Source organism: Pseudomonas sp. 57B-090624 (assembly GCF_003234055.1).
GTDB classification, from domain to species: Bacteria; Pseudomonadota; Gammaproteobacteria; order Pseudomonadales; family Pseudomonadaceae; genus Metapseudomonas; species Metapseudomonas tohonis.
Window position 1 is genome coordinate 114709 of record NZ_QKRU01000006.1, and the last position, 20645, is coordinate 135353.

Below are 20645 nucleotides of genomic sequence, written 5' to 3' on the forward strand. Positions count from 1 at the left end.
ACATGGGCGATCTCCAGCCAACGGACGTGGATGTCGCGGTGGTCGGCGCCGGCGTCATCGGTGTCGCCTGCGCCCTGCAGCTCGCGCGCCAGGGGCTGCGGGTGCAGGTGTTCGACCCGGATGGCGTGGGGCAGGGCGCCTCCTTTGGCAACGCCGGGCACCTGGCCACCGAGCAGGTGTTCCCCATCGCCGACCTGTCGATCCTCAAGCGCCTGCCGGGCATGCTCCTCGACCCCATGGGCCCGCTGCGCCTGGACTGGACCTACCTGCCGCGCGCCACCCCCTGGTTCCTGCGCCTGTTGCTCAACCTGCGGGCGGCGCCCTTCGCCCGCACCGTGGCCGGGCTGCGGGCCCTCAACGAAGCCAGCCTGGGCGCCTGGCGCCGCCTGCTGCAGGCCGTCGAGCGGCCCGACCTGCTGCGCGAGGACGGTTCGCTGCTGGTGTACGAGCAGGACGCCTCCCGCGTGGCCCTGCAGGCCCTCCAGGCGCGCATGGCCGGGCAGGGCGTGCCGGTGGCGTTCTGGGGAGCGGAGGCCGTTCACGCGGCGGCGCCCCAGCTCAGTGAGGGGATTCGCGGTGGGCTGTTCTTCCCGGCCACCGGGCACTTCATCGACCCGCACCGCGTGGTCGTCGAACTGGCGCGGGCGGCCGAGGCGCTGGGCGTCACCTTCCATCGCCAGCGCGTGCTCGATGGCCACCGGCTGGCGGAGGGCGTCACCCTGAGGCTGGACGGCGGCAGCCTGCGCGCCCGCCAGGTGCTGCTGGCTTGCGGCGCCCACTCCGCGCCGCTCACCGAACGCCTCACCGGCACGCGGGTGCCGCTGGACACCGAGCGCGGCTACCACCTGATGCTGCCCCGGGAGCAGGGGCGGCTGCCGTTCGCCGTCACCAGCCTCGAACGGCGCTTCATCATGACGCCCATGGCCGCCGGCCTGCGGCTGGCCGGCACCGTGGAGTTCGCCGGGCTGGAGAAGCCGGCGAACATGCCCCGCGCCTGGCAGCTGCACCGCCTCAGCCAGGGGCTGTTCCGTGACGAGCTGGACACCGAGGGCGCCAGCCCTTGGATGGGTTTCCGCCCCTCGTTGCCGGACTCGCTGCCGATCATCGACCGGGTGGGCGAGGGCCGCGTCCTGCTCGCCTTCGGCCACCAGCACCTCGGGCTGACCCAGGCCGCCGTCACCGCCGAGTACATCGGCCAACTGGCCCAGGGGCAGGCCGTGGCGGGGCTGGAGGCGTACCGGCTGGGGCGCTTCGCGAGCTAGTGCGCCCGGGTGCTGGCGCATGCTGCCGTGGGCCTCCAGAATGGCGGGCCTCGGCACAGGAGCCCCGCCATGGACGATCTTTTCCCCAATCCCTTCCTGCTGGCCGGTGGTGCCCTGAGCGCCATCGCCGCGCTGCTGCACCTGGGCTGCATCCGCTACGGCGCGCCCTGGTATCGCTTCTTCGGGGCCGGTGAGCGCATGGCGCGCCTGGCCGAGGCCGGCAGCCCGGTGGCCACGCTGGTCACCCTGGCCATCGCCACGGTGCTGGGGCTCTGGGCGCTCTACGCGCTGCTGGCCGGGCTCGGCCTGCCACTTCCCCTGACACGGCCGGTGCTGTGCCTGGTCACCGCGGTGTACCTGCTGCGGGGGCTCGGCGGGCTGTTGCTGGTCAAGCGCGGGCTGGGCCGCAGCGCCGCCTTCTGGCTGTGGAGCTCGGCCATCTGCCTGACGCTGGGCGGGCTGCACCTGGTGGGGCTTTCGCAGGTGTGGAGCGCGATCCAGGGGACCTGACCCGCGAGCCGCCTGCCTGCCGGTGATTGCGTCGTAGGGGCATGCCGGCCCCGGGGGCAGGACGGGTGCGAACCCTTCGTGAGCCTGTGCCCACGCCCTCGCGCCCGGCCACGGCCAGGCCGTGCATCTGCTGCTCGCGTGAGCGCCTGCGATCTTTCCTGGCGACGATGGCGGGCTCGGGCAGCGCTCCGTCGTCCAGGATTCCACCGTGCTAGAAGGCCCCGTCGAAACTCACAGAGGGAATGACGGGATGAATCGCTTATCCATCAGGCAGAAGATCCTCCTCCTGGCCCTGCTGCCGGTCCTGGCGCTGGCCACGATCAGCGCCTGGCTGTTCGTATCCCAGGCCCGGGAACTGCGCGACCTGAGCCGCGACGACCTGCGCGAGTCGTTGCTGGCGGCCAAGCGCGAGCAATTGGCCAACTACATGGAGCTGGCCCTGAGCGCCGTGGCGCCGCTGGCCAATGGCGACTCGGCAGCGGGCCGTGAGCGCATCAAGGAGGCGCTGCGTAGCCTGCGCTTCGACGGCGGCAGCGGCTACTTCTTCGCCTACGACAGCCAGGGCGTGCAGGTGATGAGCGCCGACAACCCGGCCCGCGAAGGCACGGGCTATTGGGACTCCACCAGCCCCGAGGGTCGCCATCTGGTGCGCGAATACGTCGAGGCCGGCGCCGCCGGGGGTGGCTACGTGGAATACGGCTGGGCGCGGCCCGGCGAGGAGGAGCCCTCGCCGAAGCTCGCCTACGTGGTGCCGATGCCCGACAGCGACTGGGTGCTGGGCACCGGCTTCTACATCGACGACCTGGAAACGCAGCTCGCCGGGCTGGAGCGGGAATTCGCCGCTGCCGTGCGCCTGAGCCTGATCCGCAGCGCCGCCTCCGCCGCCATCCTGCTGGTGCTGATCGCCGCGCTGGCGATCCTGCTGGCACGCAGCATCCATCGGCCCCTGGACCAGGCGGTGCGGACCATGGAGAACATCGCCCGGGGCGAAGGCGACCTGACCCGCCGCCTGGACCCTTCCGCCGGCCACGAGCTGGGCACCCTGGCGCGGGCCTTCAACCACTTCGCCGAGCAGATCGGCCAACTGGTGCGGCAGACGCGCTCGTCCGCCGCCACCCTGGGAGCCGCCAGCGAGGAGCTGGGTGCCTTCATGGAGAAGACCGGCCAGGGCATCGCCAGCCAGCACGTGGAGAGCGACCAGTTGGCCACCGCCATGGAGCAGATGTCGGCGGCGGCCCTGCAGGTCGCCAGCAGTGCGGCCGGCGCGGCGCAGGCGGCCCAGGCCGCGGAGGACCAGGTACAGGGCGCGCAGGGCCTGGTGCGCAGCGCCGCCGAGGTGATCGACGGGCTGGAGGGGCAGGTGGAAAGCGGGGTCGAGATCATCCGCCGCCTGGGCAGCGAGTCCGAGGGCATCGGCGGCGTGCTGGATGTGATCCACGGCGTCGCCGAGCAGACCAACCTGCTGGCGCTCAACGCCGCCATCGAAGCCGCGCGTGCCGGTGACCAGGGGCGCGGCTTCGCGGTCGTCGCCGATGAGGTGCGCACGCTGGCGGGGCGCACCCAGAGCAGTACGGCGGAAATCCAGGAAATGATCGGCCGCCTGCAGGCCGGCGCTCGCGAGGCCATCGCCGCCATCGGCCAGATCCGGGGCGGCAGCGCCCGGGCCGTGGTGGAGGTGGGCCGGGTCGGCCAGGCCCTGGAGGCGGTCGTCGAGGCGACCACCACCATCAATGGCATGAACGCGCAGATCGCCGCTGCGGCGGAGGAGCAGACCCAGGTCTGTGAATCCATCAATGCCAACGTGCACCAGATCGCCGCCATCGCCGAACAGACCGCCGCCGGCTCGCGCAACGCCAGCGACATCACCCAGCGCCTGGGTGAGATGGCCGGTGGATTGCAGCAGCTGGTTGGGCGTTACCGGGCCGATTGAGGGGAGGGTGGTGCATCGCCGCCGCTAACGGCCGTGCACCACGCCCGACATGGCGCTGCGGCTACCCGGGCGGGGGCGTTGGCGCGTTTCCTGCTCAGGCGTCCGCGAGCGAGACCAGCCGCTCGAGCTGGTCCTTCGCCGGCATGTAGGTGGACGAAAGCATCATCCGTTCCCAGCTGAGCATCTTCTCGGTCGCCTGGCGCTGGGCCATCGGCGAGATGTCGAAGGTCACCGAATAGCGCAGGTCGAACAGCAGCGACCAGAGTTCGGCGGGTGACTCGATGCCATCGATATGAGCGATCAGCTGCTTGTGGATCTTGCTGACCTGGGCCTTGATGTCGCTGCTCTTGTCGCCGACCGGTAGCAGCTCCCGGGCCTTGGCCCTGCACGCCTGCATGCGCTGGTGGTTGGTCGTTGAAGCCGGGTCGGTGTCGCTGTCCGTATGGCTTTCGCGCAGGTAGGTGGCGAAGAGATCGAGGTTCTTGCGCACGATCTCGATGGCCTTGTTGGTATCGGCCCGGCCCGCCACCAGGTTCACCGGCGCGCTGTTCAGGTACTTGGCGATATAGAGCATCACATCCTTGCTGTTCTTGGGGATGCGCTTGAGGTTCCGCGACTGCAAGGGCTCGACCAGCACCTCGTAGAGCTTCTTGGCATCCGATCCGTACGCCTGGTTGATGGCACTGAAGACACGCTCGGCGTTCTTCCTGATCGACTGGCTCCAATGCACCATGTGGCGCCTGTCCTCGATGTCGCCCTGGCTCGAGCGCTGGTTGACCTTGATGCGCTTGGCGTTGGTGGTCCACTCCGGGCGGCCGGTCACCTTGACGTCTCCGGAGGCGGGGTCGATATGGACTCTCAGCTTGCTCTTGGTTTTCTGCGGGCCTCTTGGCATGGGCGTTCCTCCCTGATGAATGCTGCAAGAGACTAGATCAGAAAGGCGCTCCTGCACCTGCCTTCAGTCCGACGTCGAGTCACCCGGCCCAGGGCTGGCGGTTGCGCCGGGCCAGGGCTTCGATGGCGCGCACGCCGGCCTGCATCTTCAGCACCGCCGAGGCGTTGGCCGAATGCACGTGGATGCGCGGCGGCACGAAGCGGTGCAGGGCCACGGCCTCCTCGATCCACAGGATCACGTCGTAGCCGGTGCCGCGTTCGTCGTCGCCCAGGTCGTGGTCCAGGCTCAGCTCGCTGACCTGGCCCGTCTTCAACAGCGCGATCACCTCGTCCGGCCACCCGATGCGGACCCAGCCCTCGGGCGTGGTGCGTTCGTCGTCCAGATAGACCTTCATCGCCTCAGGCTCCTGTTGCCCAGCTGTAGAGCAGCCAGGTGTCGCGGGTTTCGCAGAAGTACAGTTTCTCGTTCCAGCGGTCCTGCAAGGCCAGTGCAGGCGCGATCAACGGTTCGGGGAGGATCGGGGTGTCCAGCGGTTGCGGCTGGCCGTCGCGGAAGATTCCCCAGCGGTCGCTGTGCCAGGGGCACGCAGGATTGGCGCGGCGCTCGATGATGGCGTGGCGGATGGCATCTCCCAGGCTGGTGATCTCCAGGGTCGCCTTGTCGGTGTCGACGCGAGTGGGCCGGGCGTTGGCAAGCTCCGGGAGCAGCCAGCGCTCCATCAGGTCGCCGACATGCTCGGGAGTCGTCTCCTCCCATGCCCATTCTTCCACCTGGTGCAGCTCGCGATTGAGCAGTGCGACCAGGGCCTGGGCGGGCGTCGCAACGCCCGACCTGGCGCAACGGTAGAGCCTGGCGTCGCAGAGGCCTTCATCCCGGGTACGAAACTCCAGCACCTCCACAGGGGTGGTCAAGGCGTGCAGAAGGTGCTGGCGCATCAGGCCGGGCGCGGCCAGCAGTTCCTCCACCAGGGAGCGGTCCAGATTCGATTCCATTCAGCGTGCAGCCAGCCGGGAGTGTGCAGGGCTGCGAAGTTTATCTTGCGCTGCATATCGCTTCACGCATTGCGTCTAAATCCCCACCGTCGCCCATCGTCTCCTCTGCACAAGGCCGAGAAGCGCCACAAGTGCACGGCCCGGAGCTTGATGCCACTTTATCGAGGGTCGAAGGATGCAAGCCGCTACCAGCCTGCCGCTGTCCGCCGCAGAAGAAGAGACGCTCTACCAGTTCGAGGAGTCGCCGCTGCTGGCCCGCCAGAAGCAGCAGGAGTCCAATGCCCGCAGCTACCCCCGGCGCATCCCCCTGGCGCTCAAGCGTGCGCGCGGGCTCTATGTCGAGGACGTGGAAGGCCGCACCTTCATCGATTGCCTCGCCGGTGCCGGCACCCTGGCCCTGGGCCACAACCACCCGGTGGTGATCGACGCCATCCGCCAGGTGCTGGCCGACGAGCTGCCCCTGCACACCCTGGACCTCACCACCCCGGTGAAGGACCAGTTCGTCCAGGACCTCTTCGGCCTGCTGCCCGAGGGCCTGGCCCGCGAGGCGAAGATCCAGTTCTGCGGCCCCACCGGCACCGACGCCGTGGAAGCCGCGCTGAAGCTGGTGCGCACCGCCACCGGGCGCAGCACCATCCTCTCGTTCCAGGGTGGCTACCACGGCATGAGCCAGGGCGCCCTGGGGCTGATGGGAAACCTCGGGCCGAAAAAGGCCCTGGGCGCGGTGCTCGGCAACGGCGTGCAGTTCGCTCCCTATCCCTACGACTACCGCTGCCCCTTCGGCATCGGTGGCGAAGCCGGCGTGCGCGCCAACCTGCACTACCTGGAAAACCTGCTCAGGGATCCCGAGGCCGGCGTGCTGCTGCCCGCCGCCGTGATCGTCGAAGCGGTGCAGGGGGAGGGCGGCGTGGTGCCGGCGGACATCGAGTGGCTGCGTGGCCTGCGTCGCATCACCGAAAAGGCCGGTGTGGCGCTGATCGTCGACGAGATCCAGAGCGGCTTCGGCCGCACCGGCAGGATGTTCGCCTTCGAGCACGCCGGCATCGTGCCCGACGTGGTGGTGCTGTCCAAGGCCATCGGCGGCAGCCTGCCGCTGGCGGTGATGGTCTACCGCGAATGGCTCGACGTCTGGGGCCCGGGCGCCCATGCCGGCACCTTCCGTGGCAACCAGATGGCCATGGCCGCCGGCTCGGCGGTGTTGCGCTACCTCAGGGAGCACGATATCCCCGCCCACGCCGCCGCCATGGGCGAGCGCCTGGCCGGCCACCTGCGCGAGCTGCAGCGCGACTACCCGCAACTCGGCGACATCCGTGGGCGCGGGCTGATGCTCGGCGTCGAGCTGGTGGACCCCTCCGGCACGCCGGACGCCCTCGGCCACCCCCCGACCTACAGCGCCCTGGCCTCGCGCCTGCAGGCGCAGTGCCTGAAGCGCGGGCTGATCCTCGAGCTGGGCGGTCGCCATGGCAGCGTGGTGCGCTTCCTGCCGCCGCTGATCATCACCGCCGAACAGGTGGACGAAGTCGCCCGCCGCTTCGGTCGGGCCCTGGCGGCCGCGTTGCGGGATTGAGTCGCCCATCCCGCCGCTGAAGCGCCCGTCTTCCCCGAGGCGCCCCGTCATGGGCGCCTCATGCATTTCGAGCAGACCCCATGGCATCCCTATCCGATCGTGACGACAGGCTGTTCCGGGTGCGGCACCGCGCCGTCTGGCGGGCTGAATGGCGCCTTCTCCGTTGCGGCTGATCTGCCTGCCGTTCTGTGGCGCCAGCGCGCAGGTCTATCTGCGATGGCAGCGGCACCTGCCGGCCTGGCTGCAGCTTCACCCGCTGGAGCTGCCGGGTCGCGGCGAGCGTGCGCAAGAGCCCGCGCAGACCGATATCGCCGGGCTGGCACGACAACTGGCCCGGGAACTGGAACCGGCGTTGCGCCATGGAGACTATGCGGTGTTCGGGCACGGGCTCGGGGCCTTGCTGGCCTGCGAGTTGCTGCATGTCCTGAGGGCGCGGGGGCTGCCGATGCCGCGCTGCCTGTTCGTCTCGGGTGCGGCTGCGCCCACACCACGGGAGGAGTGCGGTGCCAGCCTGTTCCACCTGGGGCATGACCCGGCCCCTGTCACCGGCATCAGCGGGCCGATGGCGCTGCCACTCCTGCGCGCCGACTACCTGCTGTGCGTCGGCCACCGGCCCAGGCCGCGCACGCCGCTGGCTTGCCCGATCCACGTCCTTTCCGGCGCCGATGACCGGATCACCCGCGCCCAGCTCCGCGCCTGGGGCGATGAAACCTCCGCCACCCTCGAGTTGCGCCAGTTCGAGGGTGGCCATTTCTACTTCCACGCCCTGGAGGCGGAGGTGCTGGGCTACCTGCTCGACGTCCTTGCCGCCAGGGTCGAGCGGCGGCGTTCAGGGGCCGGTCGCGCCCTGTCCTGGTAAGCCTCCCGCAGCAGGGGTGCGCGAAGGTGCCCCTGGGCGGCCAATTGCTTGATGCCTATGGAAATCCGCCCGTCCCGAGCGTTTGCGCAAGGGCCCGGCAGCGCTAATTTTCCGCGCCTTCCATCCGTTTTCCATGGACGACCGAGCCTTGAACGCTCGTTGCCCACGTGCACGGAAGAAGACCGATGAATGCAGAAGACTCCCTGAAACTCGCGCGCCGCTTTATCGAGCTGCCCCTGGAGAAACGCAGGATTTTCCTCGCCAGCCTGCGCCAGGAAGGCATCGATTTCTCGGTGTTCCCGATTCCGTCGGGGGTGGAGTCCGTTGAGCGCGACACGCTGTCCTATGCCCAGCAGCGCATGTGGTTCCTCTGGCACCTGGACCCGCAAAGCGGTGCCTACAACCTGCCGGCGGCCGTGCGCCTGACCGGGCCGCTGGACGAGGCCGCGCTGGAAACCGCCTTCGCCAGCCTGGTGGCGCGCCACGAGACGCTGCGCACGGTGTTCCGGCCAACCGAGGATGACAGCCTGCGCCTGGTCGCCTTCGACGCCCCGCTGGTCATCGAGCGTGACGACCTCGGTGCGCTGCCCGGCGCCGAGCGCGAGGTGGCGGTCGCCCGGCAGGCGCAGGCGCAATCCCTGCAACCCTTCGACCTGGCCAATGGGCCGCTGCTGCGGGTGCGCCTGCTGCGGCTGGCGGAGCGTGAGCACGTCCTGCTGCTGACCCTGCACCACATCGTCTCCGATGGCTGGTCGATGGGCGTGCTGATCGAGGAATTCTGCCGGCTCTACGATGCTCACGAGCAGGGGCGGGAGCCCGAGCTGGCGCCGCTGCCGGTGCAGTACCGCGACTATGCGCTGTGGCAACGGCAATGGCTGGAGGCGGGCGAGCAGGAGCGCCAGCTCGGCTACTGGCTCGCGCAGCTGGGCGTTGAGCACCCGGTGCTGGAGCTGCCCACCGACCATCCACGCCCGGCGCTGCCGAGCTACCAGGGGCTGCGCCATGAGCTGGCCCTGGAGCCGGCGCTGTCGGAGCAGCTGCGCGAGCTGGCCAGGCAGCACGGGGTGACCCTGTTCATGCTGCTGCTGGGCAGCTTCAACGTCCTGTTGCACCGCTACACCGGGCAGACCGACCTGCGCATCGGCGTGCCCATCGCCAACCGCAACCGCAGCGAGATCGAAGGGCTGATCGGCTTCTTCGTCAACACCCAGGTGCTGCGCACCCGCCTGGACGGCCGCACCTCGCTGGGGGATCTGCTGCGCGACATCAAGGAGACCGCCCTCGGCGCCCAGGCCCACCAGGACCTGCCTTTCGAGCGCCTGGTGGAGGCGCTGAAGCTGGAGCGCAGCCTCAGCTACAACCCGCTGTTCCAGGTCATGTACAACCACCAGCCCGAGGTGGCGGATGTCACCACCCTCAAGGTGGGCAGCGGACTGGAACTGGGCGTGATCGACTGGGAGAGCCGGACCACCCAGTTCGACCTGAGCCTGGACACCTTCGAGAAGGCGGGCCGCCTGCATGCCTCCTTCACCTACGCGAGCGACCTGTTCGACGCCGCCACCATCGAGCGCCTTGCGCAACATTGGGCCAACCTGCTGCACGGCATGGTGCGCAACCCGCAACAGCGCGTCGGCGAGCTGCCGTTGCTGGCCGAGCCCGAGTACCGCCAACTGGTGGAGGGCTGGGGGTGCCACGAGCAGGCCCAGCCCATCACGCAATGCGTCCATGAGCTGTTCGAGGTGCAGGCCGCCCGTGATCCGGAGGCGCTGGCGCTGGTCTGCGAAGGCCAGCGGCTGACCTACGGCCAGCTGAACAGCCGTGCCAACCGCCTGGCCCATGGGCTGGTGGAGCGGGGCGTAGGGCCCGAGGTGCTGGTCGGTGTCGCGGTGGACCGCAGCCTGGAGCTGGTGGTCGCGATTCTTGCCGTGCTCAAGGCCGGCGGTGGCTATGTACCGCTGGACCCGCAATACCCCCGCGAGCGCCTGGCCGCCATGATCGAGGACAGCGGCTGCCGGCTGCTGCTGACCCAGGCCGCACTGCGCGAGCGCCTGCCGATCCCCGATACGCTGCCGACCCTGTGCCTGGACCACCAAGACGCCGGGGCACAGGCCGCCGACGACAACCTCCCGCCGCGTGCGAGCCTCGGCAACCTGGCCTACGTGATGTTCACCTCGGGCTCCACCGGCCGGCCCAAAGGCGTGGCCATCAGCCACGGCGCCCTGGCCGGGCACGCCCATGCGGCGGTGCACTACTACCGTCTGGAGCGCGGCGACGGCGTGCTGCAGTTCGCCACCTTCAACTTCGACGCCTTCGCCGAGCAGCTGTACGGGCCGCTGATCCACGGTGCATCGGTGGTCATGCGTGGCACCGAGGTGTGGGACAGCGAGACGCTGTACCGGCAGATCCTCGAACAGCGCATCGCCGTCATGGACCTGACCACCGCCTATTGGAACATGATGGCCAAGGCGTTCGCCGCAGCCGGGCCGCGCGACTACGGCGTGCTGCGCCAGGTGCACAGCGGCGGCGAAGCCATGCCGCCGGAAGGGGTGCAGGCCTGGCGCCAGGCCGGGCTCGAACAGGTACGGCTGCTCAACACCTACGGGCCGACCGAGGCGACCGTCACCGCCACCACCTTCGACTGCAGCGACTATGTCGAGGGGCGCCAGGCGCTGCCACGGGTCCTGCCGATCGGTCGCGCCTTGCCCGGGCGCAGCACCTACCTGCTGGATGGCAACGGCCAGCCGGTGCCCGTGGGGGTGGTGGGCGAGTTGATGATCGGCGGCGAGCTGCTCGCCCGGGGTTACTTCCAGCGCCCCGGCCTCACCGCCGAGCGCTTCATCCCCGACCCGTTCTCCACCACCGGTGGCCGTCTGTACCGCACCGGTGACCTGGCGCGCTTCAACGAGGCCGGCGTCATCGAGTACGTCGGCCGTGTCGACCATCAGGTGAAGATCCGTGGCTTTCGCATCGAGCTGGGCGAGATCGAGGCGCGCCTGCTGGAGCTGGACACCGTCGGCGATGCCACGGTGCAGGCCGTGCAGGGCGAATCGGCGCTGCAACTGGTGGCCTATGTCGTGGCGGCGGACAAGGCCCTGGCCCAGGCGCCTGGCGATGCCCGGCACGAGGTGCGCGAGGGCATCCGCGAGCAGCTGCGCGGCAGCCTGCCGGACTACATGGTGCCGGCGCATATCCTGTTCCTCGATGCACTGCCCCTGAGCCCCAACGGCAAGCTGGACCGCAAGGCCCTGCCGCTGCCGGATGCGAGCCAGCTGCAACAGGCCTACGTGGCACCGCGCAGCGAGCTGGAGCAGCGCATCGCCGGTCTCTGGCAGGACGTGCTCAAGCTGGAGCGGGTCGGCCTGACCGACAACTTCTTCGAGCTGGGCGGCGACTCGATCGTCTCCATCCAACTGGTCAACCGGGCCCGCCAGGCCGGCATCGCGTTCACCTCGCGCGATCTGTTCCAGCACCAGACCGTCCAGGCCCTGGCCGCCGTGGCCCGCCTCGGCGAGGCCGGGCCGGGCATCGACCAGGGGCCGGTCACCGGCGAGCTGCCCTTGCTGCCGATCCAGCACGGGTTCTTCGACGAGGCCATCCCCGATCAGCACCACTGGAACCAGGCGCTGCTGCTGCGCCCGCTCGAGCCGCTGCAGGCCGCCGCGCTGGAGCAGGCGCTGCACGCCGTGGTCGTGCATCACGATGCGCTGCGCACGCGCTTCGAACAGCGCGGCGAGGCCTGGCGGGCGGAACTGGCCGGCCTCGCGGCCGGCCTGCCGACCCTGCTCTGGGTGCGTGACGACGTGGCGGATGACGACCTGCAAGCGCTGTGCACCGATGCCCAGCGCAGCCTCGACCTGCGCGACGGGCCGCTGCTCCGCGCGGTGCTGGCCACCCTCCAGGACGGCACCCAGCGCCTGCTGCTCGCCGTGCACCACCTGGTGGTCGACGGCGTGTCCTGGCGCATCCTGCTGGAAGACCTGCAGCGGGCCTACCAGCAAAGTGCCCAGGGCGAGCGACCGTCCCTGCCGGCCAAGACCAGCGCCTACAAGAGCTGGGCCGAGCAGCTGCAGGGTTACGCCCAGAGCGAGACGGCCAGGCGCGAGCTGGGGTACTGGGTCGGCCAGTTCGAGGGTGTGACCACCGAGCTGCCGTGCCGCAACCCGGAAGGTGGCCTGCAAAGCCGCCATGCACAGGTGGTGCGCAGCCGGCTGGACCGGGCGCGCACCCGGCAGCTGCTGCAGCAGGCCCCTGCGGCCTACCGCACCCAGGTCAACGACCTGCTGCTCACCGCCCTGGCCAGGGTCGTGGGCCAATGGACGGGACAGGAGCATGTCCTGATCCAGCTGGAGGGGCATGGCCGCGAAGACCTGTTCGACGGCATCGACCTCAGCCGCAGCGTCGGCTGGTTCACCAGCCTGTTCCCGGTACGCCTGAGCCCGGCTCCGGGCCTTGCGGACACCCTCAAGCGGGTCAAGGAGCAGCTGCGGGCCATCCCCAACAAGGGCATCGGCTTCGGCATCCTGCGTCATCTCGGGCAGGCGGCGGACCGCGAGGCGCTGGCACGGTTGCCGGAACCGCGCATCACCTTCAACTACCTGGGGCAGTTCGACGGCAGCTTCGACAGCCGCGAGGGCGCGCTGCTGGTGCCCGCCGGCGAGCGTGCCGGGGCCGAACAGAGCGCGGATGCGCCCCTGGACAACTGGCTGGGCGTGGAAGGGCAGGTCTACGACGGCGAGCTCGAACTGCGCTGGACCTTCAGCCAGGACATGTTCGATGAAGCCGACATCCGCCAGCTGGCGGACGGCTACGGCCTGGAGCTGCAAGCCCTGGTCGAGCACTGCTGCCAGGCAGACGCAGCGGGCCTCACGCCCTCGGATGTCCCCCTGGCCGGCCTGGACCAGGCCCAGCTGGACTCGCTCGGGCTGCCCGCCCAGGCGGTGGAAGACCTCTACCCGCTGTCGCCCATGCAGCAGGGCCTGCTGTTCCACAGCCTCTACGAGCAGGGGGATGGCACCTACATCAACCAGTTGAGCGTGGACGTCGACGGGCTGGACCCGCAGCGCTTCCGCGACGCCTGGCAGGCGGCGGTGGACAGCCACGACATCCTGCGCACGGCCTTCCTCTGGCAGGGCGATCTGCCCCATCCGCTGCAGGTGCTCCACCGCCAGGTGAGCCTGCCCTTCGTGGAGCTGGACTGGCGTGGCCGTCGCGATATCGATGTGGCACTGGCGCGTTTTCTCGAAGAGGACCGGGCACGTGGCTTCGACCTGTCGCAACCGGGCCTGCTGCGCCTGGCGCTGATCCGCACGAGCGACGAGCGCCACCATCTGGTGTTCACCAACCATCACATCCTGCTGGACGGCTGGAGCAGCTCGCAGCTGCTCGGTGAGGTCCTGCAGCGCTACAGCGCAGAGGCGCCTGCGCCCGCCGTCGGCCGTTACCGTGACTACATCCGCTGGCTGCACCAGCAGGATGCGGTGCGTGACGAAGGCTTCTGGAAGCAGCAGGTCGCCGAGCTGCAGGAGCCCACCTTGCTCGCCCAGGCCAGTGTCCAGCCCCAGGACCTGCTGGAGGCTGGCGGCCACCGCCTGCTCGATGCCGCGCTGGACCCGCAGCGCACCCAGCGCCTGAACGCGTTCGCCCGCCAGCAGAAGGTCACGGTCAACACCCTGGTGCAGGCCGCCTGGCTGTTGCTGCTGCAGCGCCACACCGGCGCCGAGGTGGTGGCCTTCGGCACCACCGTGGCCGGGCGCCCGGCCGAGGTGGCAGGCATCGAGCAACAGATCGGCCTGTTCATCAACACCCTGCCGGTGGTCGCCGGCTCCCGGCCGGACCAGCGCGTGGCCGACTGGCTGCAAGCGGTGCAGGAGAAGAACCTCGCGCTGCGGGAGTTCGAGCACACGCCGCTGGCCAGCATCCAGCGCTGGGCCGGGCAGGGCGGTGAGGCCCTGTTCGACAACATCCTGGTCTTCGAGAACTACCCGATCGCCGAAGCACTGCGCCAGGGCGGGACGCTCGGGGTGCGTTTCGGCGCGGTCGGCAACTTCGACCAGACCCACTACCCCCTGAGCGTCGGCGTGACCCTGGGAGAAACCCTGGCCCTGCATTGCAGCTATGCGCCCGCTCGTTTCTCCGAGGCGGCCGTCGCCCGCGTTGCCGGGCAACTGCTGCACCTGCTGCAGGAGTTCTGCGTATCGGCCGAGCGCCGGCTGGGCGAAATCGCCCTGGTCACCCCTGAGCAACGGGCGCGGCTGCAGGAACAGAACCTGCCGCAACCCTATGCGGTCGAGACGCCGGTGCACCGGCGTTTCGCCGAGCTCGCCGCAACGCAGGGGCAACGTACCGCGGTGATCTTCGCCGGGCAGCGCTTCAGCTACGCCGAGGTGGAGGGCCGCGCCAACCAGCTGGCCCACGAGCTGGTGGCCCAGGGCATCGGGCCGGAAGTCCGGGTCGGCGTCGCGCTGCCCCGTGGCGATGGCCTGATCGTCGCCCTGCTGGCGGTGCTCAAGGCCGGGGGCGCCTATGTGCCGCTGGACAGCAGCTACCCGCGCGAGCGGCTGGCCTACCTGATGAAGGATTCCGGGCTCGCGTTGCTGCTGAGCGACTCGCAACTGCTGCCCGCGCTGCCGGTGGACGCCGACCTCAAGGTGCTGGAACTCGACCGCCTCGACCTCTCGCGGCACCCGCGCCAGGCCCCGGCGGTGCAGGTCGACCCGCACAACCTCGCCTACGTGATCTACACCTCCGGCTCCACCGGCCAGCCCAAGGGCGTGTGCGTCGCCCATGGCCCGCTGAGCATGCACTGCCAGGCGATCGGCGAGCGTTACGAGATGAACGCCGACGACTGCGAATTCCACTTCATGTCCTTCGCCTTCGACGGCGCGCACGAGCGCTGGCTCACCAGCCTGACCCACGGCGGCTCGCTGCTGATCCGCGATGACAGCCTCTGGACCCCGGAGCAGACCTACCGCGCGATGCAGGCCGAAGGCGTGACCGTGGCGGCGTTCCCGCCCGTGTACCTGCAGCAACTGGCCGAGCACGCCGAGCGCGAGGGCAACCCGCCCCGGGTGAGGATCTACTGCTTCGGCGGCGACGCGGTGCCCAGCGCCAGTTTCGAGCGGGTGAAGCGGGCGCTGGACCCCGACTTCATCATCAACGGCTATGGCCCGACCGAAACCGTGGTCACCCCGCTGATCTGGAAGGCCTGGCGGGACCAGCAATGCGGCGCGGCCTATGCCCCTATCGGCAGCCGCATCGGCGACCGCAGCACCTACGTGCTGGACGCCGACCTCAACCCCGTGCCCCAGGGCATGACCGGTGAGCTCTACCTGGGGGGCAGCGGCCTCGCGCGCGGCTACCTGAACCGCCCGGGCCTGACCGCCGAGCGCTTCGTCGCCGACCCCTTCGGCAGCGCGGGCGGCCTGCTCTATCGCACCGGCGACCGGGTGCGCCAGCGTGCCGATGGCACCTTCGACTACCTGGAACGCATCGACAACCAGGTGAAGATCCGCGGCTTCCGCATCGAACTGGGCGAGATCGAGGCGCGCCTGCAGGCCCTGGAGGGCGTGCGCGAGGCGGTGGTGGTGGCCCAGGAAGGCGAAGCCGGCAGCGGCAAGCGCCTGGTGGGCTACGTCGTCGCCAGCGACGACGCGGCCGGCTTCGTCGAGGGCCTGCGCGAGCAGCTCAAGGCCAGCCTGCCGGCGCACATGGTGCCGTCCCACCTGATGCGCCTGGAGCGCCTGCCGCTGACGCCCAACGGCAAGCTCGACCGCAAGAACCTGCCCCGCCCGGACCTCAGCCAGCTGCAGCAGGCCTACGTGGCCCCGCAGAGCGAGCTGCAACGGCAGCTGGCGCGGATCTGGGAAGAGGTGCTCAAGCTGGAGCAGGTCGGCCTGAACGACAATTTCTTCGAGCTCGGCGGTGATTCGATCATCTCCATCCAGGTGGTCAGCCGTGCGCGCCAGCTGGGCATCCGCCTCACCCCGAAAGACCTGTTCCAGCACCCGACCGTCCAGGCGCTCGCCAGCGTGGCGCGCCAGGGCGAAGCGACCCTGGCCATCGACCAGGGGCCGGTGCGCGGCGAGTCGCCGCTGCTGCCGGTGCAGCGGATGTTCTTCGACAACGACATCCCCCAGCGCCATCACTGGAACCAGTCGGTGATGCTCAAGCCGACCCGCCCCCTGCAGCCGGAGGCGCTCGAGCAGGCCCTGCAACGCCTGGTGGAGCACCATGACGGGCTGCGCCTGTCCTTCAGCGAAACCGGGGCGGGCTGGACGGCCCGCTACCAGGAGCCACAGGCCCAGGGCGAAGCGCTGCTGCAACAGGCCCGGGTCGCCGACGCCCAGGCGCTGCATGAACTGGGCAACACCGTGCAGCGCAGCCTGAGCCTGCAACAGGGCCCCTTGCTGCGTGCACTCCTGGCCACCCTCGATGACGGCAGCCAGCGCCTGCTGCTGGTCATCCATCACCTGGTGGTGGACGGCGTGTCTTGGCGCATCCTGTTCGAAGACCTGCAGCTCACCTATCGCCGCATCGAAGGTGGCCAGGCGGTCGCGCTGCCGGCCAAGACCAGCTCCACCAGGGACTGGGCCGAGCAGTTGCAGGCCCACGCCCGGAGCACCGCCATGCAGGCGGAACTGGGTTACTGGCAGGCGCAACTGCAGGGCGCCTCCGTGTCCCTGCCGTGCGACCACCCGCAAGGGGCCCTGACCCACCACAGCGCCGTGGCGGTCCGTCGCCGCCTGGATGCCGGGCTGACCCGCCGCCTGCTGCAGGAGGCCCCGGCGGCCTATCGCACCCAGGTCAACGACCTGCTGCTGACGGCGCTGGCCCGTACCATCGCCCGCTGGACCGGTGAAGCGAACGTACTGGTCCAGCTCGAAGGGCACGGACGTGAAGACCTGTTCGACACCATCGACCTGACCCGCACCGTGGGCTGGTTCACCAGCGTGTTCCCGGCCCGGCTGAGCGCCGAGGGGGACCTCGGGGCCGCGCTCAAGGGCATCAAGGAGCAGCTGCGGGCGATTCCCAACAAAGGCATCGGCTTCGGCGTGCTGGCCCACCTGGGAGAGCCCCAGGCCCGCGCCGCGCTGGGCCAGCTGCCCGTTCCGCGCCTGACCTTCAACTACCTGGGGCAGTTCGACGGCAGCTTCGATGAGGCCGATGCGGCGCTGTTCGCCCCGACCGCGGAATCGGGAGGCGAGGAGGTCGACCTGGAGGGGCCGCTGGGCAACCAGCTGGCCCTGGACAGCCAGGTATTCGGCGGCGAGCTGGATCTCAGCTGGACCTTCAGCCGCGCGCAGTTCGAGGTCGCCACCATCGAGCGCCTGGCCGATGACTACCAGAACGAGCTGCGTGCGCTGATCGAGCATTGCTGCGATGCCGCGAACCAGGGCGTGACCCCATCCGACTTCCCCCTGGCCCGCCTGACCCAGGCCCAGCTCGACGCGCTGCCGGTGGCCGCTGCGGCCATCGACGACCTCTACCCGCTGTCACCGATGCAGCAGGGCATGCTGTTCCACTCGCTGTTCGAGCAGGGCCGCGGCAACTACGTCAACCAGACCCGCCTCGACATCGAGGGGCTGGAGCCCGCGCGCTTCCGCGCGGCCTGGCAGGCGGTGCTGGACCGTCACGACATCCTGCGCACCGGGTTCTTCTGGCGGGGCGATCTCGAACAGCCGGTGCAACTGGTCTACCGCCAGCTCGACATCCCCTTCAGCCTGCTGGACTGGCGTGACCAGGCCGGCATGGAGGCGGCGCTCGATGCGCTGGCCGAGGAAGAACGCGCCCGTGGCTTCGAGCTGGACCAGGCGCCGCTGATGCGCCTGGTCCTGGTGCGCACCGGCGATGATCGCCACCACCTGATCTACACCAACCATCACATCCTCATGGACGGCTGGAGCAGCGCCCAGCTGTTCGCCGAGGTGCTGCAGCACTATGGCCAGGGCACGCTGCCTTCGGTCCCGGGCCGCTACGGCGACTACATCGCCTGGCTGCAGCGCCAGGACGCGGCCGCTGCAGAAGCCTTCTGGAGCCGCCAGCTGAGCTTGCTGGACGAGCCCGTGCGCCTGGCATCGGTCTTCCCGAGGCCGGATGCCCACGAGGCGACGGCCGCCCATGGCCTGCATGGCATCCAGCTGGATGCCGGGCAGACCCGCCGGCTCGGCGCGTTTGCGCGGGCCGCCAAGGTTACCGTCAACACCCTGGTACAGGCCGCCTGGCTGCTGCTCCTGCAGCGCCATACCGGCAAGTCGGGCGTGGTCTTCGGCGCCACCGTCGCCGGCCGCCCGGCGGACCTGCCCGGCAGCGAGCAGCAGATCGGCCTGTTCATCAACACCCTGCCGGTGGTCGCCAGCCCGCGCGGCGAACAGCGGCTGGTCGATTGGCTGCAGGCGTTGCAGGCCCAGAACCTGGCGCTGCGCGAGTTCGAGCACACCCCGCTGTTCGACATCCAGCGCTGGGCCGGGCAGGGCGGCGAAGCCCTGTTCGACAACATCCTGGTGTTCGAGAACTACCCCATCGCCGAGGCCCTGGAGCAGAGCGCCGCCCATGGGGTGCGTTTCGGCGCCGTGGCCAGCCAGGAGCAGACGAACTACCCGCTGACCCTGATGGTCAGCCTCGGCGAATGCCTCTCGGTGCAGTTCAGCTACCAGCGCGAAGCCTTCGCCCATGACGCCATCGAGCAACTGGGGCGCCACCTGGGCCGCCTGCTGCAGCAGATGCCCGACGCCGCCGAGCAGCCGTTGGGCGAGCTGAGGCTGCTGGATGCGGCCGAGCACGAGCGTGTGGTCAGCGCGTGGAATGCCACCGCCGCCGACTACCCGCAGGCGCCCTGCATGCACCAGCTGTTCGAAGCCCGGGCCCGCGCCACGCCTGACGCCATCGCCCTGCGCTTCGATGGGCAGGCACTGAGCTACGGCCAGCTCAACCGCCAGGCCAACCACCTCGCGCACCGGCTCATCGGGCTCGGCGTGGTGCCGGACCAGCTCGTCGGTATCGCCCTGGAGCGTGGCGTCGAGATGGTGATCGGCCTGCTGGCCATCCTCAAGGCCGGCGGCGCCTACGTGCCGCTCGACCCGCAATATCCCCAGGACCGCCTCGCGCACATGGTGGAGGACAGCGGCCTGCAACTGTTGCTGACCCAGCCGGCCCTGGCCGGGCAGTTCGCCCTGCCGGCTGGCGTGCGCACGTTGCTGGTGGAGCCGGCGGCCAGCCTGGAGGAAAGCCCGGTCGACCCGCAGGTCGCGGTCGGTGGCGAGCACCTGTGCTACGCCATCTACACCTCCGGCTCCACCGGCAAGCCCAAGGGCGTGATGGTGCGCCACCAGGCCCTGGTCAATTTCGTCGCCAGCATGGTGCTGGAGCCCGGCATCGAGGCGGCCGATCGGGTGCTGTCGCTGACCACCTTCTCCTTCGACATCTTCGGGCTGGAGCTCTATGGCCCGCTGTTCCAGGGCGCCTGCGTGGTGCTGGCGGACCGGCACGGCGCCCACGACCCGGAGCGCCTGCTGCAACTCATCGAGCAGCAGCGGGTCGGCGTCATCCAGGCCACGCCGTCCACCTGGCGCATGCTGCTGGACCACCCCCGCGCCGCGATCCTGGCCGGCCGCACCTTCCTCTGCGGAGGCGAGGCCCTGGCCGATGACCTGGCCCAGCGCATGCTGGTCCTGAGCGCTGCCGTGTGGAACCTCTATGGCCCCACCGAGACCACCATCTGGTCGGCGGTCCACCGGCTGACCCCGGAGCAGCCGCAACCCTGGCTCGGGCGGCCGATCGCCAACACTTCGCTGTTCATTCTCGACGGTGACTTCGCGCCGAATCCGGCGGGGGTGATCGGCGAGCTGTACATCGGTGGCGATGGCCTGGCCCGTGGCTACCACGACCGCCCGGCGCTGACCGCCGAACGCTTCCTGCCGGACCCGTTCGGCAACGGCACCCGCCTGTACCGCACCGGGGACCTGGCCAGGCACCGGGCCGACGGCGTGATCGAGTACCTCGGTCGCGTCGACCACCAGGTGAAGATCCGTGGCTTCCGCATCGAGCTGGGCGAGATCGAGGCGCAACTGCTCGCCCACCCGCTGATCCGCGAGGCGGCGGTCGTCGCCCAGGAAGGCCCCCTGGGCAGCCAGCTAGTGGCCTACCTGGTGCCCCACGAGGCTCTGGAGGTGGCCGAGCTGCGCAGCCCGCTCAAGGCGGCCCTGGCGTCGGCGCTGCCCGACTACATGATCCCCGCCCATTGGCTGGTGCTCGAACGCTTCCCCCTCACGCCCAACGGCAAGCTCGACCGCAAGAGCCTGCCCAGGCCGGATGGCAACCAGCTGCTGCGTGCCTACGTGGCGCCCGAGGGCGAGCTGGAGCGGCGCGTGGCCGATATCTGGCGGGACGTGCTCAAGCTGGAGCGCGTCGGCCGCGACGACAACTTCTTCGAACTCGGTGGGCATTCACTGTTGGCGACCCAAGCGACCGCACGGCTCCAGATGGAGCAGGGGGCTGCCGTGCCCCTCGACCTGCTTTTCAGAACCTCATCCCTGTCCGACTACGCGCAGCAGCTGGCGGAACACCTGACGCCTCACTCCAGCGACGACCTGAATGAGATGCACGACTTTCTCGCTGACCTGGAGGCCCTCTGAC

9 protein-coding genes are annotated in these 20645 nt (G+C 69.9%); 6 read left to right on the forward strand and 3 right to left on the reverse strand.

The window, feature by feature from the left end; all coding sequences use genetic code 11:
- The first annotated feature begins 2 nt into the window (after window positions 1–2).
- The 3 genes from DMX10_RS04545 (at window position 3) to DMX10_RS04555 (ending at window position 3702) form a co-directional block, all read left to right on the forward strand.
- Window positions 3–1262, forward strand: coding sequence for an FAD-binding oxidoreductase (locus tag DMX10_RS04545; RefSeq protein WP_111259993.1), 1260 nt, complete (start codon window positions 3–5; stop codon window positions 1260–1262).
- Between the two features lie 69 nt (window positions 1263–1331).
- Window positions 1332–1772 (forward strand): hypothetical protein, encoded by a 441-nt coding sequence (locus DMX10_RS04550; RefSeq protein ID WP_021220722.1) that lies wholly within the window; start codon window positions 1332–1334, stop codon window positions 1770–1772.
- Between the two features lie 250 nt (window positions 1773–2022).
- Window positions 2023–3702, forward strand: coding sequence for a methyl-accepting chemotaxis protein (locus DMX10_RS04555; RefSeq protein ID WP_111259994.1), 1680 nt, complete (start codon window positions 2023–2025; stop codon window positions 3700–3702).
- A gap of 94 nt (window positions 3703–3796) precedes the next feature.
- On the opposite strand, the gene DMX10_RS04560 is transcribed toward DMX10_RS04555, so the two are convergent.
- From DMX10_RS04560 to DMX10_RS04570, 3 genes are all read right to left on the reverse strand, one after another.
- Entirely contained in the window at window positions 3797–4597 is an 801-nt protein-coding gene (locus tag DMX10_RS04560; RefSeq protein WP_146602983.1) for a hypothetical protein, read from the reverse strand.
- Between the two features lie 79 nt (window positions 4598–4676).
- Entirely contained in the window at window positions 4677–4991 is a 315-nt protein-coding gene (locus tag DMX10_RS04565) for a cyclic-phosphate processing receiver domain-containing protein (protein ID WP_111259996.1), read from the reverse strand.
- Window positions 4992–4995: 4 nt separating this feature from the next.
- Window positions 4996–5589, reverse strand: coding sequence for a hypothetical protein (locus DMX10_RS04570; RefSeq protein WP_111259997.1), 594 nt, complete (start codon window positions 5587–5589; stop codon window positions 4996–4998).
- Window positions 5590–5764: 175 nt separating this feature from the next.
- Between DMX10_RS04570 and DMX10_RS04575 the strand changes: the two genes are divergently transcribed.
- From DMX10_RS04575 to DMX10_RS04585, 3 genes are all read left to right on the forward strand, one after another.
- Window positions 5765–7156, forward strand: coding sequence for an aspartate aminotransferase family protein (locus DMX10_RS04575; protein WP_111259998.1), 1392 nt, complete (start codon window positions 5765–5767; stop codon window positions 7154–7156).
- 148 nt (window positions 7157–7304) lie between these two features.
- Window positions 7305–8015 (forward strand): thioesterase II family protein, encoded by a 711-nt coding sequence (locus DMX10_RS04580; protein ID WP_111259999.1) that lies wholly within the window; start codon window positions 7305–7307, stop codon window positions 8013–8015.
- A gap of 185 nt (window positions 8016–8200) precedes the next feature.
- Window positions 8201–20644, forward strand: a complete 12444-nt coding sequence (locus DMX10_RS04585; protein ID WP_111260000.1) for a non-ribosomal peptide synthase/polyketide synthase — start codon at window positions 8201–8203, stop codon at window positions 20642–20644.
- The last annotated feature ends 1 nt before the right edge of the window (window position 20645 follow it).